Source organism: Streptomyces sp. NPDC027189 (assembly GCF_055566975.1).
Map to the genome: position 1 here is coordinate 160,532 of NZ_JBVHRI010000004.1, position 25,434 is coordinate 185,965.

Consider the following 25,434-nt stretch of genomic DNA (forward strand, 5'->3'; position numbering starts at 1 on the left):
GAGCGGGGGACCCCCATCGTCCCTGGGGGCTGCGCCCCCAGACCCCTAAAAGATCGCGCAGTTCCCCGCGCCCCTAAAAAGGGGCGCGGGGAACTGCGCGAACACCCCCCGGCCCGCGGCCGAACCCTCACCCCAGCAAGTCGCTCACCGGCACCCGGCGGAACTCGATCGTGTCGTAGGTGCCCGTCGCGCCGGTCTCGTAGAGGATGCCGACCCGGGCGGCGCTGAGCTGCACGAGGTCGGAGTACGCGGCCCGCAGCGAGGAGAGCGTCTTCGCCTTGGTGAAGGAGCCGCCGGCGTCCGTGCTGCGCCAGATGGCCATGGACTGACGGGCGGTGGGAACGGAGGGGCCGGAGAAGAGGAGAGGGGCGGAAGGACCCTTCAGTTGGAGGACGCTCGCTTGGACGACGGGGACGTCGTTCAGGGCGGGTTGGACGGCGTAGGGACGGTCCAGGGTCTCGCCGCCGTCGCTGGAGTACGAGTCGAGGCGGTTTCCGGTACTCGTGCCGTTCTGGTCACGGGACGTGAAGTACAGCCGACCGTCGGGGAGCTCCGCGGCGCCGCTCTCGTTCGCGTTGTCGACACCGTCGTACGAGTCGTCCACAAAGCCCAGCCGCCAGGTGACCCCGCCGTCGTCGCTGTAGATGGCGTGCGCGCCGTAGTACTTGGGCTCCTGCCCGGTGTCGGCGGAGCCCACCGGCGGGGCGGCGGAGTGGTTGGCGGCGACGACCAGGCGCCCGGCATGCCGGCCGTGGCGCAGCGCGATGGCGTGGCCGGGGCCGGTGGCGTACCACCGCCAGCCCGGCAGCTTCACCTGAGCCGTGATGTCGCGCGGAGCGGAGAAGTGCCGGCCGTCGTCGCGGCTCGTCTGGACGAAGACCCGACGACTCTGTTCCGGCGTGACCTCGCCTCGCATTATCTGCGCCTCGGTCACGGCGCCGCTGTTGTAGGACGTGACCAACACGATCCGGCCGGTCTTCGGGTCCACCACCGGCGCCGGATTGCCCCGGGTGTCGCCGTCACCGGAGGCGACGACCCGGAGCGGGCCCCACGTACAGCCGCCGTCGGAGGAGCGTCTGAGGACGACGTCGATGTTGCCGGTGTCGCCCGCGCCGTTGTGTCTCCCCTCGGCGAAGGCGAGCAGCGTGCCCGCGCGCGTGGTGACCGTCGCCGGGATGCGGTACGTGTCGTAGCCGTCCTGCCCCGCCGTGTACGGCACGGAGGAGGTGCAGCCCCGGCCGGCGAGCGGCGCGCCGGACGCGGTGCCGGTGACGGCGAGCGCGGTGAGGAGCCCGACGGCTGCCGCCAGCGCGACCTTGCGGCTCGTGATGCTCATGGCACTCCCTGGACTCCGGGGACATAGGACGTGGGATGTCCAGGAGAACGTAGTGCGCCCGGGGTGACGTATCAATATCCGTGCGGCTACGGCGTGTTGATGTCGCGTCAGTTCAGCAGGCGGTGCCGGGGGTGACGAGTCCCGACTCGTACGCCACGATCACCAGCTGGGCCCGGTCGCGGGCACCCAGCTTGCCCATGATGCGGCTCACGTGGGTCTTCGCGGTGAGCGGGCTCAGGCCCAACGCACCCGCTATCTCGGTGTTGTTGAGGCCGCGCGCGACCAGCGTCAGCACCTCGCGCTCCCGCTCGGAGAGGCCGTCGGGACCGCCCGCCGCGGGCGCCGGAGCCGACGGGCTGCGCAGGAAACGGGCGATCAGCCGGGCGGTCGGGCCCGGCGAGAGCAGGGCCTCGCCACCGGCCACCGTACGGATGGCGTCGAGGAGCTCGGCGGGCCTCGTGTCCTTCACCAGGAAGCCGGATGCGCCCGCGCGCAGCGCCTCCGCGATGTACTCGTCGGTGTCGTACGTGGTGAGGACCAGGACCCTGACCCCGGCCAGGTTCTCGTCGGCCGCGATGAGCCGGGTCGCCTCGATGCCGTCCAGGTCGGGCATGCGGATGTCCATGACGACCAGATCGGCCCGCGCGCTGCGCGCCAGCTCCACGGCCTCCCGCCCGGTGGCCGCCTGCCCGACCACCTCCATGTCCCGCGCCGACTCGACCAGCATGGCGAACGCAGCCCGCACGAGCGTCTGATCGTCGGCGAGGAGTACACGGATGGTCATCGGGACTCGCCTCGCTGGAGTTCAGCCGCACGCACGGGATCAGATTCACTTACGGCATCGGACGCACGTACGGAACCAGACTCACGTACGGCTTGAGGATCAGGTACGGAACCAGACTCACGCACGGCTTGAGGATCAGGTACGGCTTCGAGATCACGTACAGCCTCAGGATCATGTACGCCGTCCCGCCGGGACAGCTGCTCAGGCACCCCGGCTCCCAGTGGCAGCACCGCCGACACCCCGAACCCGCCCCCCTCCCGCACCCCGGCCTCCAACGTCCCGCCCACACTACGGGCCCGCTCCCGCATCCCCACGAGCCCGAACCCGGGTGTGCCGCCCGCGTCGCCGACGCCGTCGTCCGTGACCGTGACGTGCAGCGCCCAGTCCTCCGCCCGCAGGTCCACGCCTACCGTCACGCCGGGACCCGCGTGGCGGACCACGTTGGTGAGCGCCTCCTGGACGATCCGGTAGGCGGCGGCGCCGACGGCGGACGGGACGTCACCCGCTTCCACCGCGACCGCGGTCTCCACCGTGGCGCCCGCGGTCCGTGCCGCCGCCACCAGGTCCGGCACCCCGTCGAGCCCGGGCAGCGGCCCGCGCCCGTCCCCGCCGTACTCGGAGGCGCGCAGCACTTCCAGCGTGGTGCGCAGCTCGCCGCGCGCGGTGCGGCAGGTCTCGGAGATGTCGTCGAGGGCCTGGGCGACCGCCGTGCGGTCGAGGCGGTCGGGATCGGCGGCCAGGACGTGCGCGGCGACGGACGTCTGGACGCCGATGAGGGTGATGCTGTGGGCGAGCAGATCGTGCAGGTCGCGGGCGATGCGCAGGCGTTCCTCGGCGACCCGGCGGCGGGCCTCCTCCTCGCGGGTCCGTTCGGCGCGTTCGGCACGCTCGACGACCGAGGTGACGTACTGCCCGTGCACGCGCACGTACACGCCGAGGACGATGAACGCGACGATCCAGCCGGCCACGCGCAGCGCCTGGGCGCCCTCGGCGGCGCCCTGCCCGAACTTGACCGCGAGCATCAGGCCGATGACGCCGCCGCCGACCAGCAGGGAGCGCAGCGGGCGCCCCGTCACGGCGACGGTGAACAGGGCGACCATCGAGACGGCCAGCGGCGCCGTGTGGTTGAAGTCGAGCGCGTGGTAGGGGCCGGCGCAGGCAACGAGCGCGAGGAACGCCGCGAGCGGGGCGCGGCGCCGCCACACCAGCGGAATGTGGGCGGCGATCAGCAGGGTCCAGCCGAGCGCGTCGAGCCGACGGCCGTCGGTGTCGACCGTGAGTGCCACGGTCACGTCGACGACCAGCACCGCGGTGGCGAGCAGCGCGTCCTGGCGCAGCACCCGTGCGGGGGCGACGTTCCCCCGGTATCCGGAGCCGGTGAGCAGCAGCATGCGTTTGACGTCCACCGCTTCATCCTCCGTGAGGGGGCGCCCCTCCGGGAGGGAGGGGCGCCCGATGTGGTTCAACCGACGGCGACGGGTGTCTGCCGCTGGGACTCCTGCTCCGGCTCGCGTGACAGCCGGCCCGGCCACCACACCCTCCGTCGCAGCGCCACACTCGCACTGGTCACCAGATATGTCCGCACGAGGAACGTGTCGAGCAGCACCCCGACCGCGATCACGAACCCGAGCTCGACGAGCTGCACGAGCCCCATGTTCGTCAGCACCGCGAAGGTCGCCGCGAGGACCAGGCCGGCCGAGGCGATCACACCTCCCGTCGTCCGCAGCGCGGTGAGCGCGGCGGTGACGGGCTCGGCACCGGACAGCGACTCCTCCCGCATCCGGTGCATGAGGAAGATCCCGTAGTCGACGCCCAACGCCACCAGGAAGACGAAGGACAGCAGCCCGAGCCCCGGATCCGTCCCCTCGAACCCGAACAGCGGCCCGAAGACCAGCCCGCCGATGCCCAGCGCCGCGCCCCACACCGCGATCACGGCGACGACCAGCAGCAGCGGGGCGACGAGCGAACGCAACAGGGCGATCAGAATCAGCAGCACGGACACCAGCACGATCGGTACGACGACGAGCCGGTCGCGGGCGTTGGTGTCCTGCAGGTCGATCTGCTGGGCGCTCGGGCCGCCGACGTACGAGCCCGAGCCCTTGAGATCTTCCCGGAGCGACTTGATCGTGGCGGTCTCGGCCGCCGACTGGGGTGCGCCCCGCGCGATGACGGAGATCTCCGTCCAGCCCTTTCCGCTGCGGCCCCGTTCGGCGCTCGCGACGCCCTGGTGGTCCCGCACCGTGGCCAGCGCGGCGTCCGCCCGTCCGGTGGGGGTGATCACGGTGATCGGCTGGGTGCCCTGCCCCGGGTAGGCCTTGGCGAGGGTCTCGATCGCGGCGACCGAGTCCGGCTTGTGGACGAAGGAGTCCTGCTGTTTGAGCGAGCCGGGCAGATTCAGCGTGCCGAGGGCGAGTGCCCCGAGCAGTACGGCGCCGCCCGCGAGGACGGCGTACGGCCGGCGTCCGGCGGAGGACCCCATCGCGGCGAACAGACTCCGCCGCTGCCTGGGCTCGCTCCCGTACGCGGGCACGAGCGGCCAGAACACCCGCCGCCCGAGCAGGACGAGTACGGCGGGCAGCAGGGTCAGCATGGCGACGAGCGCGCACAGCACGCCGAGCGTGCCCATCGGTCCCATGCCCCGGCTGCTGTTGAGGTCGGCGGCGAGCAGGCACAGCAGTCCGGCGGCGACGGTGCCGGAGGAGGCGAGCACGGCGGGCCCGCAGCCGCGCAGGGCCTTCCGCATCGCGTCGTACGGCCGCTCCACGCGTCGCAGCTCCTCGCGGTAGCGGGAGATGAGCAGCAGCGCGTAGTCGGTCCCGGCACCGAAGACGAGGATCGTCATCACGCCCGAGCTCTGGCCGGAGATGGTGGTCCCGAAGGCCTGGTGGAGGCCGTACGCGACGCCCGTCGACAGGTAGTCGGCGACGCCCGCCACGGCGAGCGGTACGAGCCACAGCAGCGGGCTGCGGTAGATGAGGATCAGCAGGACGGCGACCACGGCGACGGTGGTGTAGAGCAGCGGTCCGCCGAGGGAGTTGTAGACCTCGGCGGCGTCGGTGGCGAGCGCGCCGGGACCGCCCACGTCGACGCTCATGCCGTTCTCGGTGCGGGCGACATCGCGTACGTCGTTCACGAACGCGTCCCGCTTCTTCTCGTCCGTCCCGGGCGCGGAGCTGGCGACCGGGTACATCAGCGTGGTGCCGTCCCGGGACGGCACACCCTTCGGGGGTGCCGTGAGCGGGTTCTCCTTGGTGATCTCGGCGACCTGGCGCGTGGCCGTCGCGCGGTCGGCGGCGCTCAGCCCGCCGTCGCGGTGGTAGACGAGGACCAGCTCGGTGGTCTCGCCACCGGGCAACTGGTCCTCGATCTTCGCCACTTGGGTGGAGTCCGCGCTCGCCGGGAGATAGTCCACGGCGCGGTCGTGCTGCACGTCCGCGAGCTTCGACGCGAACGGCCCGACGACGGCCAGCACGGCCACCCAGAGCCCGAGCAGCACCCAGGGCACGGCCCTGCGCCGACTGTGCGTGGTTGTCTTTCCGGGCCCCATGACGGGGTCCTCCCCTCCTGGCCGGTGTCTGGACAGACACCAGACTCCCGGCGCGCGGGACCGGAATCGTCGCGCGGGAGGGCGAGTTCGGGGCTACTCCGAGGGGTGGCGAGACAGGGGCATTACTCCCTGGGGAGTACTACGACGGCGTACGCGCCGCCACCAGCAACCGCGTCACGTCGTCCGAGCAGATCGTCAGTGCCGCGCCCACGGTGGCCAGCACGTCCCGCTCGGCGGGGGTGTAGGGGCCGTCCGCCAGCGCGATGCGCGCGCCCTGGAGGAGGATCGCCTCCCGGCCGGTCGGCGCGAGGTGCGGGGCCAGCGGGTCCAGCGCCTCGTGGAGCTCTATGGCCAGACTCGCGCCGCACGGCTCCCCGAAGACCCGGCCGGTGTCCGCGGCGAGCGCCTCGACGAGCGCGCCGAGCTGGTCCTCCGTGCAGTCGTCGAAACCGGCCGAGCGCACGGCGCCCGCGGCCGTCTCCAGCGACGTACGGGCGCAGGTGCCGCCCGCGGCGAGCACGGCGAGGGCGACGGTGTGGACGGCGTCGCGGAGCATCGCCGCGAAGCGGGTGGTGGTGGGGTGGTCGAGGACGTCGGCGCCGTAGTGGTGGCTGCAGGCGGCGCATTCGACGACGGGCCCGGTCTCGCCGCGCGGGAGAACGGGAACACCGAGGAGGGTGAAGCGGCGACGGCCGGTGAGGCGCTGGTAGTTGCGGTCGCCTCCGCAGCCGGGACAGAAGAACTCGCCGTCGCCGACGGTGGTCCACGCGGTACGGGTGCCCAGGACGCGGGAAACCTGAACTGCACGACCGTTTCGTCCCCGTTCTGGCAGCACCGTCGCACACCTCCGTAACCCTGCGGCAACATCGCCGCGCTGGCGTGATGTTAGCCACATTGTTGATGCGGAGTCAGTACCCCGGACGAGACCTGCTCGTGACCTTCACGCGGATTGGCCGGTAAACGACGCGGCTCCGCCCGCCTCGAAAGGCGGACGGAGCCGGAAAGAACCAGGTGAACGAGGTCAGCGGGCCGCGCGGTTGACGGCGGAGACGACAGCCTTCAGCGAGGCACGTGTCGTATTCGCGTCGATGCCGATTCCCCACAGAACCTTGTCGTCGATCGCGCATTCGATGTACGAGGCGGCCTGCGCGGAGGCGCCCTCGCTCATCGTGTGCTCCTGGTAGTCCAGGAGGCGTACGTCGATGCCGATGGACTGCAGGGCGTCGAAGAACGCGGAGATCGGACCGTTGCCGGAGCCGGTCAGGACGGTGTCCTGGCCGTCGACCGTGGCCTCGACCTTCAGCGTGTCCACACCGTCGGTGTCGGTGGTCGACTGGCCGTTCTTGACCTGGATACGGCCCCACGCGTTGTCGGGGTTCGGCAGGTACTCGTCCTGGAAGGTCGCCCAGATGTCCTTCGGCGTGACCTCGCCGCCCTCGGCGTCCGTCTTCGTCTGGATGATCTTCGAGAACTCGATCTGCATCCGGCGCGGCAGGTCCAGCTTGTGGTCGTTCTTCAGGACGTACGCGATGCCGCCCTTGCCGGACTGCGAGTTGACGCGGATGACGGCCTCGTAGGAGCGGCCGACGTCCTTCGGGTCGATCGGCAGGTACGGGACGGCCCACTCGATGTCGTCGACCGTGACGCCCTTGGCAGCCGCGTCGGCCTCCATCGCGTCGAAGCCCTTCTTGATGGCGTCCTGGTGGGAGCCGGAGAAGGAGGTGTAGACGAGGTCGCCGACGTACGGGTGGCGTGCGTGGACCTCCATCTGGTTGCAGTACTCCCACGTACGACGGATCTCGTCGATGTCGGAGAAGTCGATCTGCGGGTCGACACCCTGCGAGAACAGGTTCATGCCCAGGGTGACCAGGTCGACGTTGCCGGTGCGCTCGCCCTGCCCGAACAGACAGCCCTCGACGCGGTCGGCGCCGGCCATCAGCGCCAGCTCGGCGGCGGCGACGGCCGTACCGCGGTCGTTGTGCGGGTGGATGGACAGGCAGACGTGCTCGCGGCGGGACAGGTTGCGGCCCATCCACTCGAAGCGGTCCGCGTGCGTGGAGGGGGTCGAACGCTCCACCGTGGCGGGCAGGTTGAGGATGATCTCGCGGCCCGGGCCGGGCTGCCAGACGTCCATGACCGCCTCGCAGACCTCCAGGGCGAAGTCCAGCTCGGTGTCGGTGAAGATCTCGGGGCTGTACTGGTAGCCGAATTCCGTCTCCGGACCCAGCAGCTTCTCCGCGTACTCGATGACCAGCCGCGTGCCGTCGACCGCGATCTGCTTGATGTCGTCCTTGGAGCCGCGGAAGACGACTCGGCGGAAGACCGGCGCGGTCGCGTTGTACAGGTGCACGGTGGCGCGCTTGGCGCCCTTCAGCGACTCGACGGTCCGCTCGATCAGGTCCTCACGGGCCTGGGTCAGCACGGAGATCGTCACGTCGTCCGGGATCGCGTTCTCGTCCTCGATGATCGACCGTACGAAGTCGAAGTCCGTCTGGCCCGACGCCGGAAAGCCGACCTCGATCTCCTTGTAGCCCATCTTCACCAGCAGGTCGAACATCGCGCGCTTGCGCGTGGGTGACATGGGGTCGATCAGGGCCTGGTTGCCGTCGCGCAGGTCCGTGGAGAGCCAGCGGGGGGCGACGGTGATCCGGTTCTCCGGCCAGGTACGGTCCGGGATGTCGACCTGGTCGTACCGACCGTACTTGTGGATCGGCATGGACGTGGCCTGCTGGCGGTTCTGGCTGTTCGCCATGATGCGTGGGCTCCTCGTGGTGTCCGGAAAGGACGGCCGACGGCGCAACGCCAGACTCCGCGGGGAGGGGGTCGGCCTCGACTACAGGCCCTCGCCGCGGCAGCTAAGGAGAAGCAGCCCGAAACGCATGATGCTCTGCAGCCTAGCCGAGCCGTGCTCCGTGCGGGGGGCTGTATCAGTATGCGGGATCGCGACCACGAAAGGAACGAAAGGTGCAAAAAGGTGCGCCATACCACTCCCGGCCGGACTTCGAGGCTCCTTATTGCCCCATTTCACCAATCATGGTTGCAGGTAGTGACAGAAAGATAACTCAGTGCAAAGGTGCCGGGCATGACGACCAACGGGGGCTTCGAGCCCGTCTTCTGCCCCATCGTGCCGCCCCACGTCCTCGACAAGCTCGCCCAGCACGAGGACCCCGCGCTCGCCGGTCCCGCGCGCCAGACCCTGGAACGCGACGCCTACGAGCGCACCCACCGCCGGCTGACCACGGTCATCGGCGCCCCGACCATCGCGCCACCCAAGGAAGCGGCCGAGCAGAAGCCGCACCGCACGATCTACGACGCCCGCCACCACCAGGACCTGCCCGGCAAGAAGGTCCGCGGCGAGGGCGACAAGCCGGGCAAGGACGCCACCGTCAACCGCGCGTACGCCGGTCTGGGCGCGACCTTCGAGCTCTACCTGAACGCGTACCAGCGCAACTCGATCAACGGCGAGGGCCTGCCTCTCGACGCCACCGTGCACTTCGACCAGAACTACAACAACGCGTTCTGGAACGGCGAGCAGATGGTGTTCGGCGACGGTGACGGCGAGATCTTCCTCGACTTCACCATCCCGGTCGACGTCATCGGCCACGAGCTGACCCACGGCGTCACCCAGTACACGGCGAACCTCACCTACTTCGGCCAGCCCGGCGCCCTGAACGAGTCCATGTCGGACGTCTTCGGCTCGCTGATCAAGCAGTACACGCTCGGCCAGACCGCCACCGAGGCCGACTGGCTGATCGGCGCCGGCCTGCTCGCCCCGCGCGTCACCGGCACGGCGCTGCGCTCCATGAAGGAGCCGGGCAGCGCGTACGACGACGATGTGCTCGGCAAGGACCCGCAGCCCGCGACGATGGACAACTACGTCCGCACCGGCCGCGACAACGGCGGCGTCCACATCAACTCCGGCATCCCCAACCACGCCTTCTACCTCGTCGCCGAGACGCTCGGCGGCCACGCGTGGGAGCGGGCCGGGCAGATCTGGTACGACGTCCTGACCGGCGGCGAGCTTCCTTCGCAGGCACTGTTCTCGGACTTCGCGCGACTCACACTCGCCGCGGCCCGCTCCCGGTACAGCGAGGGAGAGGAACTCCAGGCCGTGGTGAAGGCCTGGGAACAGGTCGGAGTGCCGACCGCGTAGCCCCGGCCCCCGACTCGTACTAGACAGGACCCATGCGTATTCAGGTGAGGCGCACGGGCGGATTCGCGGGCATCGAGCGCCATGCCGAGGTGAACACCTCGGGACGGCCCGACGCCCATGAGTGGCACGCCCTGGCCGAGCAGGCGATCGCCGCCGGCCGGGGCGTGCCCCCCATCGGTGTCCCGGACGGCTTCAGCTACGAGATCACGGTGGACGGGAAGACGGTGTACGCCGCGGATCCCCGCCTGACCGAGGAGCAGCGGAAGCTGATTTCGCGGGTGCTGAAGGAGGGTGCCTAAGAACGGGGGCCCAGGGCGACGCCGGTCAGGGGCGGGGGGCTGTGACCTATGCGGCTCCGCCGCGTGGGCGCGACCAGCCCAAGACGGCCCGCAGTCGCCCGATCAGAGCACCACCCCTGTGATCGGGCGGACCCCAAAAACCCGTAACTCGTAGTTCACGCCGCCCCGTTGACTTCCGTTACCGCCGGTACGGATGATCGCGCGCATGGCGACGAACCCCCTACCGCAGTTCCCGCCCGGCTTCCTCTGGGGCGTGTCCACCTCGGCCCACCAGATCGAGGGGGCCGCGGACGAACGCGCCCCCTCGGTATGGGATGCCTTCACCGCCGAACCGGGGCGGGTGAAGGACGGCTCCACCGCGACGGTGGCCTGCGACCACTACCACCGCTACCGCGAGGACGTGGCACTCCTCGCCGACCTGGGCGTGGACGCCTACCGCTTCTCCGTCTCCTGGCCCCGCGTGAACTCCCCCGGCGGCCTCGACTTCTACGACCGCCTGGTCGACGAGCTGTGCACCGCCGGCGTACGCCCCGTGCCGACCCTCTTCCACTGGGACCTGCCAGTGGAGCTGGACTGGCTGAACCGGGACACGGCGGAGCGCTTCGCCGAGTACGCCGGTGTCGTCGCCGCACGCCTCGGTGACCGCGTGAAGAAGTGGATCACCCTCAACGAGCCCGCCGAACACACCCTGCTCGGCCACGCGCTCGGCGCGCACGCACCCGGCAAGCAGCTCCTGTTCGACGCGCTGCCGGTGGCCCATCACCAGCTCCTCGCCCACGGGCTCGGCGTACGGGCCCTGCGCGCGGCCGGCGCCACGGACATCGGGATCGCCAACTCCCACGGGCCCACCTGGGCGGCATCGCGCCGGACCGAGGACGTGGAAGCCGCCGACTTCTACGACATCCTCCTCAACCGCCTGTTCGCCGACCCGCTGCTGCTCGGCCAATACCCGGAGGGCATCGGGGAGTTGATGCCGGGAGACGTCGAGTCGGACCTGAAAATCATCGCGGAGCCGCTGGACTGGTACGGGATCAACTACTACCAGCCGACCAAGGTGGGCGCCCCCGAGGGCGAGGAGATCGAGTTCAGCGGACTGACGCTGCCTGCCGAACTCCCCTTCTCCGTCCGCGAATTGGAGGGCTATCCGGTCACGAACTTCGGCTGGCCGGTCGTCCCCGAGGCACTCACCGAGCTGCTGGTCGGCTTCCACGAGCGCTATGGAGACCGGCTCCCGCCCGTCGTCATCACCGAGAACGGCTGCTCGTACGAAGGCGTCGACGACCAGGAGCGGATCACCTTCCTGGACGGTCATGTCCGGGCGCTGCACCGGGCGTTGGAGCAGGGCGTGGACGTACGCGGCTACTTCGTCTGGTCGCTGATGGACAACTTCGAGTGGGCGGAGGGATACGCGCGCCGCTTCGGTCTCGTCCACGTCGACTACGACACACTGGAGCGGACACCCAAGGCGTCGTACGCGTGGCTGCGGGATGCCCTGCGGGCGCGGAGATGACCACCGAGGACCCCGTACGGGTCACCGCTCTCACCGAGCCCGTCGAGCGGGTCGGCCGGGGCTGGACTTCGGCGCTCTCGCTCGCCAACGGGGCGATCTGGGTGGGCTGGTACGGCCCCCTGCAGATCCTCCTCGCCTCACAGGCGGAGGACTTCGCGCCCGGTACCGGCATGTCGAAGGAGACGATGCTGGCATGGGTCACGGGCGCGGGCGCGGTCGTCTCGCTGGTCGCCAACCCGCTCTTCGGCGCGCTGTCCGACCGCACGACCGCGCGCTGGGGCCGCCGTACGCCCTGGATCGTGGCGGGAGCGGCGGGCGGCGCACTGTCCCTGCTGCTCCTGGCGGGCGCGGGCGGCGTGTGGACGATGGCGGCCGGCTGGTGTCTGGTCCAGCTGACGCTGAACGCCGCCTTCGCGGCGGTCACGGCGGCCGTGCCCGACCGGGTGCCGCGGCTCCAGCGGGGTTCCGTGGGCGGCTGGCTGGGCGCGGCGCAGATCCTGGGCGTGGTCGGCGGGACGGGCCTGGCGACGGTGGCGGGGGGTGTGGGCGGCGGGTACGCGGCCTGCGCGGTGTTCACGCTGGTGGGCGTCCTGCCGTACGTACTGCGCTACCCGGACCTGTGCCTGCCCGCCGCGGCCCGCCGCGCCTGGTCCTGGCGCGCCTTCCTGGCCTCCTTCTGGCTGAGCCCGCGCCACTATCCGGACCTCGCCTGGGCCTGGCTGACCCGCTTCCTGATCAACCTGAGCAACGCCCTCGTACTCCTCTACCTGCTCTACTACCTCAGGGACCGGCTGCACTACGACGACCCCGAGAACGGCGTGCTGATCCTGACGGCGGTGAACGGTGTCACGCTGCTCGCCACGGTCGTGGTGGGCGGGGTGTGGTCGGACCGGTTGGGCCGCCGCAAACCGTTCGTGATCTGGTCGGGCGTCCTGATGGCGGTGGCCACGGCGGCCCTCTCCGGCTGGCAGACCTGGCCGGGCGCGATCGTCGCGGCGGCGGTCCTGGGCGTGGGCTTCGGCGTCTTCACGTCCGTCGACTTCGCCCTGATGACGGACGTCCTGCCCAAGGCCCTGGACCGCGGCAAGGACCTCGGCGTCATCAACATCGCCAACGCCCTGCCCCAGGTCGCCGCGCCGGCGCTGGCCGCGCCGATCGTGACGTATCTGGGCGGATACCGGGTGCTGTACCTGGTGGCGGCGGTGATCGGCCTTGCGGGGGCGGTGCTCGTGGGGAGGATCAGGGGCGTGGACTAACTAGGTCCTGTCGTCTAGAGGGCGCCCGCATCAGCCGCCGTCCATACCGACGGGTACAGCGGGCGGTAGCCCAGCTCCCGGCGTATCCGGGCCGTGGACACGATCCCGAGCCAGGGATCGGGGTCCGTGCGCTCGTACAGCGCGGGCGGGATGTCGACGCCGTTGAGCTGGTGGAGGTCGACGGCGGTGACGGGGGCGTCGTCGGCGATGTTGTGGATGGCACCCGCCGCGCCCGGGGCGTACAGAAGGCGGCACAGGCCCTGCGCGACATCCGCGTGGTGGACCAGCTGGAGGCGCTGGGTGGCGGCCCAGTGCGCGGCCCACCGCATCGACGCGGCGAGATGCGGGTCGCCTTCGCCGTAGACGAAGGCGAGACGCCCGATCCGCACGTCCATGCCGCCCTCCAGGGCGAGAAGGCCCCGCTCCGCCTGGCCTTTCGACTCCGGGTACGCGCCCCACATCTCGCCGCCGGGCATGCTCGGGTCCTCCTCGGCGAGGGGACGGCCACGGCCCGTTCCGTAGACCAGGTTTGTGCTGACCTGCACGAAGCGGCGTACGCCGGAGGTCTCGGCCGCGCGGCCCAGCTCCACGGCGCCGTCGCGGTTGACCGCCCAGACCTCCTCGTCGGGCACGCCACGGAAGGCGGCCGCGATGTTCACCACCGCGTCGACGCCCGCGAGGGCCTTGCCGAGCGCCTCCGCGTCCCGCAGGTCACCGACCGCGACCTGCGCGCCGAGGTCGGCGAGGGCGGCGGCCTTCGCCTCGTCGCGGACCAGGACCCGTACGTGATCACCGGGGTGCGACTGCCGCAACAGCCGGGGGACGAAGCGGCGGCCGACCTGACCGGTGGTTCCTGTCACCAACGTAAGCATGATGGGTTCCTCTCGTAGGGCTTCAGCGTCTCCCCGCGCCGGGGGCGGCGGGAGAGACCCGCTGATCCGGGGACTGGCAGTGCCTGGATAAGACGGGCGGGTTCGGCCAGGCTGGAGAGGTGAACCGAGCCGAACTCGCCGACTTCCTGCGCCGCAGCCGCGCCCGGCTGGAGCCCTCCGACGTGGGGCTCACGGCCGGGGCCCGACGCCGTACGCCGGGCCTGCGCCGCGAGGAGGTGGCGGCGCTCGCGGGCATGTCCGTGGACTACTACACCCGGCTCGAACAGTCGCGGGGGCCACGCCCGTCCCGCCAGATGCTGGCCGCGCTGGCGCGGGCACTCCGGCTCACCGGCGACGAACGGGACCACCTCTTCCACCTGGTGGGCGAGGAACCGCCGCGGGCCGAGAGCGCCTCGGCGCATGTCCGCCCCGGTCTGCTGCTGATCCTCGACCGGCTGCACGACGCACCCGCGCAGGTGATGACCGACTACGGCGACGTGCTCGCACAGAACGCGATGGCGGCGGCCCTGGTGGGCGAGGCGGGCGCCGACCGCAATGTCGTACGGCGCTTCTTCACCGACCCGCGGGGCCGTGCCCTCTTCCCGCCCGAGGACCGCGCCGAGCACGCCCGCGGCCATGTCGCCAATCTGCGTGCCGTCACCGCGGCCCGGCCCGACGATCCGGGGCCGGCGCGCCTGGTGGCCGAACTCCGTTCCGCCAGTGAGGAGTTCCGCCGGCTCTGGGAGTCGCACGAGGTGGCGGTGCGGCGCGCCTCGACGAAGAGGTTCCTGCACCCCACGGTCGGGCTGCTCGACCTGGATTGCGAGGTCCTTCTCAGCTCCGGAGACAACCAACTCCTGATCGTCCACACGGCCCGTCCCGGCACCGAGTCCTACGAGCGCCTCCAACTCCTGCGGGTGGTGGGCCTCCAGGACATGTCGCCCACCGCGGGCCGCTCCTGACGGCTTTTTTCGCCCCCTCCGCCCCTAGCCGTCCCGTACCAGCCTTTCGGCTGCGGGTGCGTGGGGGCCGGCCGCGCAGTTCCCCGCGCCCCTTTCAGGGGCGCAGCCCCAGGGACGGAACCGGTAGGGGCGGAGGGGGCGAACAACCCGACCCGGCACCCAACTTCGGCCACTTTTGATGACCCTTGAAGGAAAGCCTCGGCACCCCTTGCAATCGTGAGCCGCCCGCGCATCAATGGAACCGCACATTCCGACGGACCGTCAGATACGCCGCCGCATGGCGTCCCGCACCCCACTCGCGGACGGTCCGCGCACACATCTCCCCGCACCCTCACCGGCACAGAAGTGAGCAGCCCGTGTGCCCGGACAGGGCGGTCCGGTCCCACCATCCCCACATGGCAATTCCCGTACAAGGGAAGGGAATCCGATGAGAGGCAAGCAACTCGGAATCGCCGCGGCGTTAGCCGCCGGCACCCTCGCCGCGACCGGCCTGGCCTTCGCGCCCGCCGCCGCGGCCGTCACCCCACAGACGGCCACCATCAACGCGACCTGCAGCATCGGCGGCAGCGGCGCGGCCACCCTCACGGCCACCCAGGACGGCACGGCCGCGACCATCACGCTCAGCTCCACCGAGATCACGGCCCCGATCGACGTGGCCCAGGACTCGGTCAGTTCCACACTGACCATGGTGAAGGCGAGCGGCGGGACGAGCGTCTTCTCCGGCACGAAGAACCCCGCCATCTCCGCGGGCGGCGGCGTCTCCGTCGGCCCGCTCGACGGCACGGTCGCCTCCGGCGACAGCCTGGAGGCATACGGCGGCTCCCTGCAGATGGTGGTCTTCGGCATCACCATCACCTGCACGGCGGACGCACCGCAGTCCCCGGGCCCGTTCGTGTTCGACTGAGCCCGCACACGTGAAGACCGGTGCCGCCCGCGCGCAGCGGCACCGGTTCATGCACCGCCGAGTCGTCGTAGCTGTGGGCATGCGTGCCGCTAGGGGCGGCACGGGTGGGCACAGCGGCACCCCGTACAGCGCCGGGTCGCGCGACCCACCCCCGACCTCAGCCCCGGTGCCGGGAGCCTTGATTGCAACGGCACCCGGCGCTGGTGGCTGTGCCCACCCGTCCCGCCCAGCGGGACGATTGCCCACAGCAGTAGCGGCAGGCGTGCAACCTGCCAGGCGAACCCACAGCGGTAGCGGCAGCGGCGGCCCCACCGACTCCGACGTCAGCGGGAGCGGCAGCGGCACGGCCCGCAGCCAGGCGGAGGGTCAGAGCGCGTCCGGCCCGCGCTCACCCGTCCGTACCCGCACCACCGTCTCCACCGGCACCGCCCACACCTTCCCGTCCCCGATCTTCCCGGTCTGCGCGGCCTTCACCACCGCGTCGATGACCGCGTCGGCGTCCGCGTCCTCGACGACGACCTCGATCCGCACCTTGGGGACGAGGTCGACCTGGTACTCGGCCCCGCGGTACACCTCGGTGTGCCCGCGCTGACGCCCGTACCCACTGGCCTCTGTGACGGTCAGCCCGTGCACGCCGATTTCCTGCAGGGCGGTCTTGACCTCGTCGAGGCGGTACGGCTTGACGATCGCGGTGATGAGCTTCATGCCTGGGTCTTGACCTTCTGCGCGGTGGGGAGGGACGACGAGACCGGGGCACCGTGGCCCAGGACCCCGTGATCGTAGGCGCTCTCGGCGTGCACCGTAAGGTCCAGTCCGGTCTGCTCCTGCTCCTCGTCCGCCCGGAAGCCCATGAGCCGGTCGATCAGCTTCCCGATGCCGTACGTGACGGCGAAGGCGTACGCCCCGACGGCCACCACGGCGACCAGCTGCTTGCCGAGCTGACCGAGCCCGCCGCCGTACAGGAGCCCCTCGGCCCCACCCGTCATCTCCTTGGCCGCGAAGACCCCGATGAGCAGTGTGCCGATGATCCCGCCGACCAGGTGCACACCGACGACGTCCAGCGAGTCGTCGTAGTTCAGCTTGAACTTCCAGCTCACGGCGTACGAGCAGACGACACCGGCGGCGAGACCGACCACCAGCGCGCCCAGCAGCGACACGGACCCGCAGGACGGGGTGATGGCCACCAGACCCGCGACCGCGCCGGACGCCGCCCCCAGCGTGGTCGGGTGCCCGTCGCGCTTCTGCTCGACGAAGAGCCAGCCGAGCAGCCCGGTGCACCCGGCGGCGAGCGTGTTGAGGAACGCGGCTGCGGCCAGACCGTTGGCGCCGAGGGCCGAGCCCGCGTTGAAGCCGAACCAGCCGAACCACAGCAGTCCGGCGCCCAGCATCACCATCGGCAGGTTGTGCGGCCGCATGGCGTCCTTCTTGAAGCCGAGGCGCGGACCGAGGACCAGACAGAGCGCGAGCCCGGAGGCGCCCGAGGTGATCTCGACCGGCAGACCGCCCGCGAAATCCAGCGCGCCCAGCTTGTCCAGGACCCAGCCGCCGGGACCCCACACCCAGTGGGCCACCGGAACGTATACGAGCAGCGCCCAGACCGGCACGAAGACCAGCCAGGCCCCGAATCTCGCGCGGTCCGCGATCGCGCCGCTGATCAGCGCGGCGGTGATGATCGCGAAGGTGAGCTGGAAGGTGGCGAAGAGGAGGGTGGGGACCGTGCCCTGGACACTGTCCGGGCCGAGGCCCGCCATGCCCGCGTGCTTCAGCCCTCCGATGAGCCCGCCGAAGGCGTCGTCCCCGAACGCGAGCGAGTAGCCGGCGGCCAGCCACACCACCGTGACCAGGGCGATCGACACGAAGCTCATCATCAGCATGTTGAGGACGCTCTTCGTGCGGACCATGCCGCCGTAGAACAGGGCGAGGCCCGGCGTCATCAGCAGGACGAGCGCGGTGGCGGCGAGCAGCCAGGCCGTGTCACCGGTGTCGATGTGGGGGGCAGCCAGGGTCACGGTCTCTCCAGCGGTCCGAGGGCGTCGTCAGAGCGTCACGGGCGCGCGTTTCCGGTTGTGCACACCCGCGTTTCCGACGTGTTTCGTGTTGCGTGGGGGTTTCCGGAACCTCACGGCGCACGGCCGGGGTGCACGGCGTGCGGCGGGGGCTTGTGGATCAGGGACAATGGGCGCCATGAGCGTTCGTACCCCGTCATCCAAGCCGTCCGAGGCCCCCCACCGCGCCGGCTTCGCCTGCTTCGTGGGCCGCCCCAACGCGGGCAAGTCCACCCTTACGAATGCTCTGGTCGGCCAGAAGGTGGCGATCACCGCGAACCAGCCGCAGACGACGCGGCACACGGTACGGGGCATCGTGCACCGGCCCGACGCCCAGCTGATCCTGGTGGACACCCCTGGTCTGCACAAGCCGCGCACGCTCCTCGGCGAGCGGCTCAACGACATCGTGCGGACCACCTGGGCCGAGGTCGACGTCATCGGCTTCTGTCTGCCGGCCAACGAGAAGCTCGGGCCCGGTGACCGTTTCATCGCGAAGGAACTGGCGTCCATCAAGAAGACGCCGAAGATGGCGATCGTCACCAAGACGGACCTGGTCGACAGCAAGACGCTCGCCGAGCAGCTCATCGCGATCGACCAGCTCGGCAAGGAGCTGGGGTTCGACTGGGCGGAGATCGTGCCGGTGTCGGCGGTCGGCGACAAGCAGGTGGGCCTGCTGGCCGACCTGATCGTGCCGCTGCTGCCGGAGGGCCCGGCCCTCTACCCCGAGGGCGATCTCACCGACGAACCCGAGCAGGTCATGATCGCGGAGCTGATCCGCGAGGCCGCGCTGGAGGGTGTGCGCGACGAGCTGCCGCACTCCATCGCCGTCGTCGTGGAGGAGATGCTGCCGCGCGAGGACCGGCCCGCCGACAAGCCCCTCCTCGACATCCACGCCTTCGTCTACATCGAGCGGCCCAGCCAGAAGGGCATCATCATCGGCCCCAAGGGCAAGCGCCTGAAGGAGGTCGGCATCAAGTCCCGCAAGCACATCGAGGCGCTGCTGGGTACGCCGGTCTTCCTCGACCTGCATGTGAAGGTCGCCAAGGACTGGCAGCGGGATCCTCGGCAGTTGCGCAAGCTGGGGTTCTGAGGCGAGGGCCGGCAGGTGGCCGTCGCAGGTTTTCGCCGCCTCCGCCCCTACCCGTCCCTTCCCCGGGGGCTCCGCCCCCGGACCTCCGCATCGGCCTGAACGGCCTCGTCCTCGAACGCCGGACGGGCTGGAACGACCAGTCCCGTCTCGTACGCCAGCACCACCGCCTGGGCGCGGTCGCGCAGGGCCAGCTTGGCGAAGATGCGGGTGACGTGGGACTTCACGGTGGCTTCGCTCAGGGTCAGCTCCGCCGCCAGTTCCGGAGCCCCCCGTGGCCGGCGACGAGACCGCCACCCTGCTCGGCTCGCTGGAGCGGCAGCGCGCGACCCTGGCCTGGAAGTGCGGGGGGCTGGACGCGGCCGGCCTGACGGCGACGGTCGGAGCTTCGTCGATCACCCTGGGCGGGCTGCTCAAACATCTGGCCCATGTCGAGGCGAGGACCCACCACGCGGTCTTTAGCCCGTCCGGGGTTTGAGGACGAGGCCGTCAAGACCGAAGCGGGGGTCTGGGGGCAGCAGCCCCCAGATACGCGACGGGCAGGGGCAGAGGGGGCGAAAGACCCTTGCCTCAGCCCGCGGTGACGACGGCGCGCACCGCCCCGTCGGGCCCCGCGAGGAGCACCGGCGTCCCGGCCCCGCCGAGGTCCCGCACCGCAGCCCGATCCTCCGCGGACACGGCCTCCGTCTCGGACACCACAGCCGCCGCCTCCAAGGACTTCGCCCCCGAAGCGACCGCCATGGCCACGGCGGTCTGCAGGGCACTCAGCCGCAGGGAGGGCAGAGCCACCGTCCCGGCGACATACGTACGGCCCGTCTCGTCCCGCACAGCCGCCCCCTCGGGCACACCGTTGCGGGCCCGCGCGGAACGGGCCAGGGTGACGATCTTGCGGTCCTCGGGGTCAAGCGCGCTGCTGTCGGTCATGCCCTGAGCATACGAAGCACCACTCCCACCCCGCGCGGCGGTACGCGGCTACCCGGCCACCGGGTACATCGACCCCCGCCGCCCCTCCGGCGAAGCCAGCCACTCCAGCTTCGCCGCCGTGTTCGCCTCCGGCAGCGGCGTGTGCAGCACGATCGTGAGGTCGGGCCGCGCCGGCACCTTCATGGCGGTGGACTCGACGGCCAGCAGACCGACCAGCGGATGGTCGAGCTCCTTGCGGATCTGCCCGGCGTCCTCGATGTCCCGCCGCTCCCACAGCTCGGTGAACTCGGCGCTGGATTCCCGCAGTTGGGACAGCAGCTCCTGGAAGCCCTCGTCCGTGGGGTCGGCGGCACACGACGCGCGGAACTGGGCGACGACCGTGCCCGCGTTCTCCTCCCACGTCCGGGACTGGCCCCGGTAGAGCGGGTCGGTGAAGAAGTCGACGATGCAGTTCTGCGTGTTCTCGGGACGCATGCCGAGAACCATCCCGGCGGCGTCGTTGTACATCACGCAGTTGTAGTACCGGTCCATGATGTGCGCCGGATACGGCATCCACGTGTCGATCAGCCGACGCAGCCCCTCGCACATGTCCCGGTCCTCCGGCGCGACCTCGGGCGCCGGCGGGTTCAGCCCGGCGAGCACATACAGATGGCGCCGCTCGGCGTTGCTGAGCCGCAGCACGCGGGCGACCGAGTCGAGGACCTGCGGCGAGACGGAGATGTCCCGTCCCTGCTCCAGCCACTGGTACCAGGAGGCGCCGACACCCGCGAGCACGGCGACCTCCTCGCGACGCAGACCGGGGGTGCGACGGCGCGCCCCGCCGTCCGGCAGCCCGGCCTCGGCCGGTGACACCCGGGCCCGACGGCTCATCAGGAAGTCCCGCAGTTCCCGCCGTCGGTGGGTCCTGAGCGCGTCCTCCGTCACGTTCGAATCCCCCTCTTGGTGACTGGTGGTGCGACCACCAGCATAAGTTCCCGCTCCCCACGGTTATTCCGGCCGCAGGAAGCTCTTGCCATGGCGATCGAGACCACGACCGAGACGACGGCCGAACCCCTCACCGGCACCTCCCCAGGCACCCCCACCCGCACCTCCAGCAGCCCCGTACAAGACCCCCAACCCCCGCTCGGCACCCGGCTGTCGACCCGTGACAAGCTCGTCCTCTTCGTGCTGTGCGCGGCGCAGTTCATGGTCGCGCTCGACTTCTCCGTCCTGAACGTGGCGCTGCCCGTGCTCGGCAAGGACCTGGGCATGAGCCAGTCCGCGCTCCAGTGGGCGGTCACCGCCTTCGCGCTGCCGTCCGGCGGCTTCCTGCTCCTCTTCGGCCGGATCGGCGACCTGTACGGCCGTCGCAGGCTCTTCCTGACGGGCCTGGCCCTGTTCGGCGCGGCCTCGCTGCTCGCGACCTTCGCCTGGGACCCGGCGTCGTTCCTGACCGGGCGGGCGTTGCAGGGCCTGGGCGCGGCGGCGATCGTGCCGACGGGCATGTCGCTGCTGACGACGACGTTCCCGGAGGGCCCGGCGCGCGACCGTGCCCTGGGCATCTCGGGCACGCTGCTGTCCCTCGGCTTCACGGTCGGCATGGTGGCGGGCGGCGTGCTGACCGACGTACTCAGCTGGCGCTCGACGATGGGCCTGCTGTCGCTCTTCGCGCTGATCGTGCTGCCGCTGGCCCCGGGCCTGCTGCCGGAGTCCCGCACCCCCGACCGACCGCGACTGGACTTCCCCGGAGCGGTCACCGTCACCGGCGGTCTGCTGTCCCTGATCTACGCCCTGTCGACGGCCGCCGAGCGCGGCTTCGGCGGCGCCGACGTCATCGCGAGCCTCGCCGGGGGCGTCCTCCTGCTGGCCGCGTTCGCATACGTCGAGTCGCGTGCCCAGGCCCCGCTCGTCAGCCTCCCCATGCTGCGCCGCCGCACGGTCGCGTGGGGCAATCTGGGCGGCCTGGTCACCTTCTCGATGATGTCGACGGTGGTCTTCGTCCTGACCCTGTACCTCCAGGAGACCCTCGACCTCTCCGCCTTCGAGACCGGTCTGGTCTTCGGCGTCCAGGGCGTGCTGTCGGCCGTCGCCGGGGTGTACGCCCCCAAGGTCATCGGCCGCTTCGGCGCCCGCCGTGCGCTGGTCGGCTCGCTGGCGGGGCAGGGCCTGTTCGTGGTGGCGCTGGTGGGGCTGAACGCGCACACCTGGTCCGTCTGGCTCGCCACCGCCGCGGTCTCCCTGGCCAGCATGTGCCACCTCGGCGCGATCATCTCGTACGGCCTGACCGTCACCTCGGGCGTCCCCGACGAGGAACAGGGCCTGGCCACGGGCCTGGTGACCTCCACTCAGCAGGTCGGCCTCACCGTCGGCATCCCGCTGCTCGGCGTCCTCGCGACGACGTCGGACGACCTGCTGAGCGGCGTCCACACGGTGCTCGCCCTGGATGCGGCGATCGTCCTGGCGGCGGCGGTGCTGGTCGCGGTGGGACTCGGCCGACGAGGCCCGAAGGCTGGTTCAGGACCGGTCGAGGCGGAGGCGCTCGGCCTTCGGTAGACCGGCGACGACGAGATCGTACGAATCCTCGATGAGCTCCCGGACCAGCCGGTCCGGGAGTTCGCCGTCGACCGTCACCGTGTTCCAGTGCCGCTTGTTCATGTGGTAGCCGGGGATGATCAGCCCCGGGTGCTCGCCGCGCAGCCGGACCGCGTCCTCCGGGTCGCACTTCAGATTGACCGTCAGCGGGCGTGCGCCCAGATGGCTCAGGGCGAAGAGCTTGCCCAGCACCTTGAAGACCGAGGTCTCCGGGTTGAAGGGGAAGTCCTCGACGGTGGCGTTGAAGGACAGGCAGAACGCGCGCAGCTGCTGCGGGGTCACTCCGGCTTCTCCTCCTCGGGGGGCTCAATCGGGCCGTCCGGCTCGACGAGCACCGTGACGATCTTGTTCCGGCGCCCGGCGGCGGCCTCCGCGGTCAGCCGCAGTTCGCGCCCGTCGGGCAGCTCGACCACCGAGGAGGCCCCGGCGATCGGGACCCGCCCGAGCGCCTTGGCGAGCAGCCCGCCGACCGTCTCCACGTCTTCGTCGTCGTACGCCTCGAAGCCGTACAGCTCGCCGAGGTCGCCGATGTCGAGCCGGGCGGTGACGCGGTAGCGGTCGTCGCCGAGCTCCTGGACGGGCGGCAGCTCGCGGTCGTACTCGTCGGTGATCTCGCCGACGATCTCCTCGAGGATGTCCTCGATGGTGACGATGCCGGCCGTGCCGCCGTACTCGTCGATGACGACGGCGACGTGGTTGCGCTCCTGCTGCATCTCGCGCAGCAGGTCGCCCGCGTTCTTGGTGTCGGGCACAAAGGTGGCGGGCCGCATGGCCGTCGACACCAGCTCGGACTCGGCGTCGCGGCTGATGTGCGTCTTGCGGGCCAGGTCCTTCAAGTACACGATCCCGACGATGTCGTCCTCGCTCTCCCCGGTGACGGGGACACGGGAAAAGCCCGAGCGCAGCGCGAGGGTCAGCGCCTGACGGATGGTCTTGTAGCGCTCGATGACGACGAGATCGGTCCTCGGGACCATAACCTCGCGCACGAGGGTGTCGCCCAGCTCGAAAACGGAGTGCACCATGCGGCGCTCCTCGTCCTCGATGAGGGACTCCTTCTCGGCGAGGTCGACCAGCGCGCGCAGCTCGGCCTCGGATGCGAACGGGCCGCGCCTGAAGCCCTTGCCGGGCGTCAGCGCGTTGCCGATGAGGATGAGCAGGGGCGGGATCGGGCCCATCACCCGGGCCAGCGGAAGCAGTACGTACGCTGCCGCCGTCGCCGTGTTCAGCGGGTGCTGGCGGCCGATGGTGCGCGGGGAGACGCCGACCGCGACGTACGAGACGAGGACCATGACGCCGATGGCGACGGCCAGCGCCTCCCAGGTCTTGTCGAACTCTTTCAGGCAGGCGTACGTGACGAGTGCGGCGGCCGCCATCTCGCAGGCCACGCGCACCAGCAGCGCCACGTTCAGATAGCGGGTCGGGTCGGCGGCGACCTGCGCGAGCCTGGCACTGCCGCGCCGGCCGCTGCGTACGGCCTCCTCGGCGCGGAAGCTGGAAACGCGTGCGAGGCCCGCCTCCGCGCAGGCGGCGAGCCAGGCGACGACGACCAGCAGGACGGCGCCGATGACGAGTTGAGGACTCATGACACGGTCGGGGCCGGCGAGGGGCCCGACATGCCCTTCTCCGCGCGCCAGCCGTCCACGATGGCGGCCTGGAGGCCGAACATCTCGGCCTTCTCATCGGCTTCCTCGTGGTCGTAGCCGAGCAGGTGCAGCACCCCATGGACGGTGAGGAGCTGGAGCTCCTCGTCCATGGAGTGCTGCGTCGCGGCTTCCTTGCCCTGCCGCTCGGCGACTTCCGGGCAGAGCACGATGTCGCCGAGCAGGCCCTGCGGCGGCTCGTCGTCGTCCTTCGACGGCGGCCGCAGCTCGTCCATGGGAAAGGACATGACATCCGTCGGTCCCGGCAGGTCCATCCACTGGATGTGCAGTTGCTCCATGGCGTCGGCGTCCACGACGATCACCGAGAGCTCGGAGAGCGGGTGGATGCGCATCCTCGCGAGCGCGTAGCGGGCGATGTCGAGGATCGCCTGCTCGTCGACCTCGGTTCCGGACTCGTTGTTGACGTCGATCGACATGGTCGTGCTGGTCTACTTCCCCTTGTGGCCGGCTTTGCCGCGGCCCTTGTGGGAGCCGTTCTCGGTGCCGTTCTCGCTGTCGTACTTCTCGTACGCGTCGACGATACGGCCGACCAGCTTGTGCCGTACGACATCGTGGGACGTGAGCCGCGAGAAGTGGACGTCGTCCACGCCCTCCAGGATGTCCTGGACCTGGCGCAGACCCGACTTCGTGCCGTTCGGAAGGTCGACCTGCGTCACGTCGCCCGTGACCACGATCTTCGAGTCGAAGCCGAGGCGGGTGAGGAACATCTTCATCTGCTCGGCGCTCGTGTTCTGGGCCTCGTCCAGGATGATGAAGGCGTCGTTGAGCGTGCGACCGCGCATATAGGCGAGCGGCGCGACCTCGATGGTCCCCGCCGCCATGAGGCGCGGGATGGAGTCCGGGTCGAGCATGTCGTGCAGCGCGTCGTAGAGCGGGCGCAGGTAGGGGTCGATCTTCTCGTAGAGCGTGCCCGGGAGGAATCCCAGGCGCTCCCCCGCCTCCACCGCCGGGCGGGTCAGGATGATCCGGTTGACCTGCTTGGACTGAAGCGCCTGGACGGCCTTCGCCATGGCGAGGTACGTCTTGCCGGTACCGGCGGGGCCGATGCCGAAGACGATGGTGTGCTTGTCGATGGCGTCGACGTACCGCTTCTGGTTGAGCGTCTTGGGGCGGATGGTGCGGCCGCGCGAGGACAGGATGTTCTGCGTGAGCACCTCGGCCGGGGTCTCCTGGCCGTCGCCCTCCCCGTTCTCGCTCGCCCTGAGCATGGCGATCGAGCGTTCCACTGCGTCCTCCGTCATCGGCTGCCCCGTGCGGAGCACCAGCATCATCTCGTCGAACAGGCGCTGGACGAGGGCGACTTCACCGGCGTCGCCGACCGCACTGACCTCATTGCCCCGGACATGGATGTCGGCCGCCGGGAAGGCCTTCTCGATCACGCGCAGGAGGGAGTCGCCGGAGCCCAGCACGGTCACCATGGGGTGCGCGGCCGGAACGGTGAACTGCGCTCTCGCTTGTCCCTGCGCGGGGGTGTGAGCTGTGGGTGTCTGAGTCATGGGCCGGCTCTGTAGGCCTGCTTTTCC

At 70.7% G+C, this 25,434-nt stretch carries 24 protein-coding genes and 1 pseudogene; 9 read left to right on the forward strand and 16 right to left on the reverse strand.

What is annotated here, in order from left to right:
* Window positions 1-127: 127 nt before the first annotated feature.
* The 6 genes from ACZ4RZ_RS11700 to leuA form a co-directional block, all read right to left on the reverse strand.
* The gene (locus tag ACZ4RZ_RS11700) at window positions 128-1,336 is read right to left on the reverse strand and encodes a sialidase family protein (protein WP_467743802.1); all 1,209 of its coding nucleotides are present in this window, start codon (window positions 1,334-1,336) and stop codon (window positions 128-130) included.
* 112 nt (window positions 1,337-1,448) lie between these two features.
* Window positions 1,449-2,120 (reverse strand): response regulator transcription factor, encoded by a 672-nt coding sequence (locus ACZ4RZ_RS11705; RefSeq protein ID WP_467743803.1) that lies wholly within the window; start codon window positions 2,118-2,120, stop codon window positions 1,449-1,451.
* Entirely contained in the window at window positions 2,117-3,511 is a 1,395-nt protein-coding gene (locus ACZ4RZ_RS11710; protein WP_467744317.1) for a sensor histidine kinase, read from the reverse strand. The genes ACZ4RZ_RS11705 and ACZ4RZ_RS11710 overlap by 4 nt, the downstream gene beginning before the upstream one ends.
* Window positions 3,512-3,582: 71 nt before the next feature.
* On the reverse strand, window positions 3,583-5,667 hold the full coding sequence (locus ACZ4RZ_RS11715; RefSeq protein WP_467743804.1) for an MMPL family transporter: 2,085 nt from the start codon (window positions 5,665-5,667) through the stop codon (window positions 3,583-3,585).
* Between the two features lie 139 nt (window positions 5,668-5,806).
* Window positions 5,807-6,502 (reverse strand): tellurite resistance TerB family protein, encoded by a 696-nt coding sequence (locus ACZ4RZ_RS11720; protein ID WP_467743805.1) that lies wholly within the window; start codon window positions 6,500-6,502, stop codon window positions 5,807-5,809.
* A 186-nt stretch (window positions 6,503-6,688) separates the two neighbouring features.
* Window positions 6,689-8,419, reverse strand: coding sequence for a 2-isopropylmalate synthase (leuA, locus tag ACZ4RZ_RS11725; RefSeq protein ID WP_467743806.1), 1,731 nt, complete (start codon window positions 8,417-8,419; stop codon window positions 6,689-6,691).
* 330 nt (window positions 8,420-8,749) lie between these two features.
* On the opposite strand from leuA, the gene ACZ4RZ_RS11730 reads away from it, so the two are divergent.
* From ACZ4RZ_RS11730 to ACZ4RZ_RS11745, 4 genes are all read left to right on the forward strand, one after another.
* Window positions 8,750-9,820 (forward strand): M4 family metallopeptidase, encoded by a 1,071-nt coding sequence (locus tag ACZ4RZ_RS11730; protein ID WP_467743807.1) that lies wholly within the window; start codon window positions 8,750-8,752, stop codon window positions 9,818-9,820.
* Between the two features lie 32 nt (window positions 9,821-9,852).
* Window positions 9,853-10,119 (forward strand): protealysin inhibitor emfourin, encoded by a 267-nt coding sequence (locus tag ACZ4RZ_RS11735; RefSeq protein ID WP_467743808.1) that lies wholly within the window; start codon window positions 9,853-9,855, stop codon window positions 10,117-10,119.
* Between the two features lie 193 nt (window positions 10,120-10,312).
* Window positions 10,313-11,629, forward strand: coding sequence for a GH1 family beta-glucosidase (locus ACZ4RZ_RS11740; RefSeq protein WP_467743809.1), 1,317 nt, complete (start codon window positions 10,313-10,315; stop codon window positions 11,627-11,629).
* Window positions 11,626-12,885 (forward strand): MFS transporter, encoded by a 1,260-nt coding sequence (locus tag ACZ4RZ_RS11745; protein WP_467743810.1) that lies wholly within the window; start codon window positions 11,626-11,628, stop codon window positions 12,883-12,885. The genes ACZ4RZ_RS11740 and ACZ4RZ_RS11745 overlap by 4 nt, the downstream gene beginning before the upstream one ends.
* A gap of 14 nt (window positions 12,886-12,899) precedes the next feature.
* On the opposite strand, the gene ACZ4RZ_RS11750 is transcribed toward ACZ4RZ_RS11745, so the two are convergent.
* The gene (locus tag ACZ4RZ_RS11750) at window positions 12,900-13,757 is read right to left on the reverse strand and encodes an NAD-dependent epimerase/dehydratase family protein (protein ID WP_467743811.1); all 858 of its coding nucleotides are present in this window, start codon (window positions 13,755-13,757) and stop codon (window positions 12,900-12,902) included.
* Window positions 13,758-13,876: 119 nt separating this feature from the next.
* Between ACZ4RZ_RS11750 and ACZ4RZ_RS11755 the strand changes: the two genes are divergently transcribed.
* Together ACZ4RZ_RS11755 and ACZ4RZ_RS11760 are read left to right on the forward strand one after the other, a co-directional pair.
* On the forward strand, window positions 13,877-14,719 hold the full coding sequence (locus tag ACZ4RZ_RS11755; RefSeq protein WP_467743812.1) for a helix-turn-helix transcriptional regulator: 843 nt from the start codon (window positions 13,877-13,879) through the stop codon (window positions 14,717-14,719).
* 427 nt (window positions 14,720-15,146) lie between these two features.
* Window positions 15,147-15,623, forward strand: coding sequence for a hypothetical protein (locus tag ACZ4RZ_RS11760; RefSeq protein ID WP_467743813.1), 477 nt, complete (start codon window positions 15,147-15,149; stop codon window positions 15,621-15,623).
* A gap of 366 nt (window positions 15,624-15,989) precedes the next feature.
* On the opposite strand, the gene ACZ4RZ_RS11765 is transcribed toward ACZ4RZ_RS11760, so the two are convergent.
* The gene (locus ACZ4RZ_RS11765; RefSeq protein ID WP_388864606.1) at window positions 15,990-16,328 is read right to left on the reverse strand and encodes a P-II family nitrogen regulator; all 339 of its coding nucleotides are present in this window, start codon (window positions 16,326-16,328) and stop codon (window positions 15,990-15,992) included.
* Window positions 16,325-17,632 (reverse strand): ammonium transporter, encoded by a 1,308-nt coding sequence (locus tag ACZ4RZ_RS11770; RefSeq protein WP_467743814.1) that lies wholly within the window; start codon window positions 17,630-17,632, stop codon window positions 16,325-16,327. Before ACZ4RZ_RS11770 ends, ACZ4RZ_RS11765 begins: the two co-directional genes overlap by 4 nt.
* Before the next feature lie 166 nt (window positions 17,633-17,798).
* Between ACZ4RZ_RS11770 and era the strand changes: the two genes are divergently transcribed.
* Window positions 17,799-18,758 carry a GTPase Era gene (gene era, locus ACZ4RZ_RS11775; RefSeq protein WP_467743815.1) on the forward strand — a complete coding sequence of 320 codons (960 nt, stop codon included), beginning with the start codon at window positions 17,799-17,801 and terminating at the stop codon, window positions 18,756-18,758.
* A 47-nt stretch (window positions 18,759-18,805) separates the two neighbouring features.
* Here the strand turns inward: era and ACZ4RZ_RS11780 are convergent.
* A pseudogene (locus ACZ4RZ_RS11780) lies at window positions 18,806-19,021 on the reverse strand (response regulator transcription factor); the annotation flags it as partial.
* A gap of 8 nt (window positions 19,022-19,029) precedes the next feature.
* Between ACZ4RZ_RS11780 and ACZ4RZ_RS11785 the strand changes: the two are divergent.
* A complete protein-coding gene (locus ACZ4RZ_RS11785) occupies window positions 19,030-19,233 on the forward strand; it encodes a mycothiol transferase (RefSeq protein ID WP_467743816.1) in 204 nt (67 codons plus the stop codon).
* Between the two features lie 92 nt (window positions 19,234-19,325).
* Here ACZ4RZ_RS11785 and ACZ4RZ_RS11790 read toward each other — a convergent pair whose 3' ends face one another.
* Together ACZ4RZ_RS11790 and ACZ4RZ_RS11795 are read right to left on the reverse strand one after the other, a co-directional pair.
* Complete coding sequence (locus ACZ4RZ_RS11790; RefSeq protein ID WP_467743817.1) at window positions 19,326-19,679, reverse strand: cytidine deaminase; 354 nt, start codon at window positions 19,677-19,679, stop codon at window positions 19,326-19,328.
* 48 nt (window positions 19,680-19,727) lie between these two features.
* Entirely contained in the window at window positions 19,728-20,549 is an 822-nt protein-coding gene (locus ACZ4RZ_RS11795; protein ID WP_467744319.1) for a helix-turn-helix transcriptional regulator, read from the reverse strand.
* Window positions 20,550-20,693: 144 nt separating this feature from the next.
* Between ACZ4RZ_RS11795 and ACZ4RZ_RS11800 the strand changes: the two genes are divergently transcribed.
* On the forward strand, window positions 20,694-22,211 hold the full coding sequence (locus ACZ4RZ_RS11800; protein WP_467743818.1) for an MFS transporter: 1,518 nt from the start codon (window positions 20,694-20,696) through the stop codon (window positions 22,209-22,211).
* Here ACZ4RZ_RS11800 and ACZ4RZ_RS11805 read toward each other — a convergent pair.
* From ACZ4RZ_RS11805 to ACZ4RZ_RS11820, 4 genes are read right to left on the reverse strand one after another with little or no spacing between them, the layout of a single operon-like run.
* Window positions 22,173-22,532: an MmcQ/YjbR family DNA-binding protein gene (locus ACZ4RZ_RS11805; RefSeq protein ID WP_467743819.1), complete on the reverse strand. Its 360-nt coding sequence runs from the start codon at window positions 22,530-22,532 to the stop codon at window positions 22,173-22,175. The genes ACZ4RZ_RS11800 and ACZ4RZ_RS11805 overlap by 39 nt on opposite strands.
* Entirely contained in the window at window positions 22,529-23,833 is a 1,305-nt protein-coding gene (locus ACZ4RZ_RS11810; RefSeq protein ID WP_467743820.1) for a hemolysin family protein, read from the reverse strand. Before ACZ4RZ_RS11810 ends, ACZ4RZ_RS11805 begins: the two co-directional genes overlap by 4 nt.
* Complete coding sequence (gene ybeY / locus ACZ4RZ_RS11815) at window positions 23,830-24,327, reverse strand: rRNA maturation RNase YbeY (RefSeq protein ID WP_467743821.1); 498 nt, start codon at window positions 24,325-24,327, stop codon at window positions 23,830-23,832. Before ybeY ends, ACZ4RZ_RS11810 begins: the two co-directional genes overlap by 4 nt.
* Before the next feature lie 12 nt (window positions 24,328-24,339).
* Entirely contained in the window at window positions 24,340-25,407 is a 1,068-nt protein-coding gene (locus tag ACZ4RZ_RS11820; protein ID WP_467743822.1) for a PhoH family protein, read from the reverse strand.
* Between the last annotated feature and the right edge of the window lie 27 nt (window positions 25,408-25,434).

Excerpts from the sequence above, each read along its gene's own strand:
- ACZ4RZ_RS11790 (WP_467743817.1), bottom strand. The coding sequence starts at position 19,679 with ATGACCGACAGCAGCGCGCTTGACCCCGAGGACCGCAAGATCGTCACC.
- ACZ4RZ_RS11760 (WP_467743813.1), top strand. The coding sequence starts at position 15,147 with ATGAGAGGCAAGCAACTCGGAATCGCCGCGGCGTTAGCCGCCGGCACC.
- ACZ4RZ_RS11705 (WP_467743803.1), bottom strand. The coding sequence starts at position 2,120 with ATGACCATCCGTGTACTCCTCGCCGACGATCAGACGCTCGTGCGGGCT.
- ACZ4RZ_RS11820 (WP_467743822.1), bottom strand. The coding sequence starts at position 25,407 with ATGACTCAGACACCCACAGCTCACACCCCCGCGCAGGGACAAGCGAGA.
- ACZ4RZ_RS11700 (WP_467743802.1), bottom strand. The coding sequence starts at position 1,336 with ATGAGCATCACGAGCCGCAAGGTCGCGCTGGCGGCAGCCGTCGGGCTC.
- ACZ4RZ_RS11750 (WP_467743811.1), bottom strand. The coding sequence starts at position 13,757 with ATGCTTACGTTGGTGACAGGAACCACCGGTCAGGTCGGCCGCCGCTTC.
- ACZ4RZ_RS11800 (WP_467743818.1), top strand. The coding sequence starts at position 20,694 with ATGGCGATCGAGACCACGACCGAGACGACGGCCGAACCCCTCACCGGC.
- era (WP_467743815.1), top strand. The coding sequence starts at position 17,799 with ATGGGCGCCATGAGCGTTCGTACCCCGTCATCCAAGCCGTCCGAGGCC.
- ACZ4RZ_RS11735 (WP_467743808.1), top strand. The coding sequence starts at position 9,853 with ATGCGTATTCAGGTGAGGCGCACGGGCGGATTCGCGGGCATCGAGCGC.
- ACZ4RZ_RS11730 (WP_467743807.1), top strand. The coding sequence starts at position 8,750 with ATGACGACCAACGGGGGCTTCGAGCCCGTCTTCTGCCCCATCGTGCCG.
- ACZ4RZ_RS11810 (WP_467743820.1), bottom strand. The coding sequence starts at position 23,833 with ATGAGTCCTCAACTCGTCATCGGCGCCGTCCTGCTGGTCGTCGTCGCC.
- leuA (WP_467743806.1), bottom strand. The coding sequence starts at position 8,419 with ATGGCGAACAGCCAGAACCGCCAGCAGGCCACGTCCATGCCGATCCAC.
- ACZ4RZ_RS11740 (WP_467743809.1), top strand. The coding sequence starts at position 10,313 with ATGATCGCGCGCATGGCGACGAACCCCCTACCGCAGTTCCCGCCCGGC.
- ACZ4RZ_RS11765 (WP_388864606.1), bottom strand. The coding sequence starts at position 16,328 with ATGAAGCTCATCACCGCGATCGTCAAGCCGTACCGCCTCGACGAGGTC.
- ACZ4RZ_RS11795 (WP_467744319.1), bottom strand. The coding sequence starts at position 20,549 with ATGAGCCGTCGGGCCCGGGTGTCACCGGCCGAGGCCGGGCTGCCGGAC.
- ACZ4RZ_RS11715 (WP_467743804.1), bottom strand. The coding sequence starts at position 5,667 with ATGGGGCCCGGAAAGACAACCACGCACAGTCGGCGCAGGGCCGTGCCC.
- ybeY (WP_467743821.1), bottom strand. The coding sequence starts at position 24,327 with ATGTCGATCGACGTCAACAACGAGTCCGGAACCGAGGTCGACGAGCAG.
- ACZ4RZ_RS11710 (WP_467744317.1), bottom strand. The coding sequence starts at position 3,511 with ATGCTGCTGCTCACCGGCTCCGGATACCGGGGGAACGTCGCCCCCGCA.
- ACZ4RZ_RS11745 (WP_467743810.1), top strand. The coding sequence starts at position 11,626 with ATGACCACCGAGGACCCCGTACGGGTCACCGCTCTCACCGAGCCCGTC.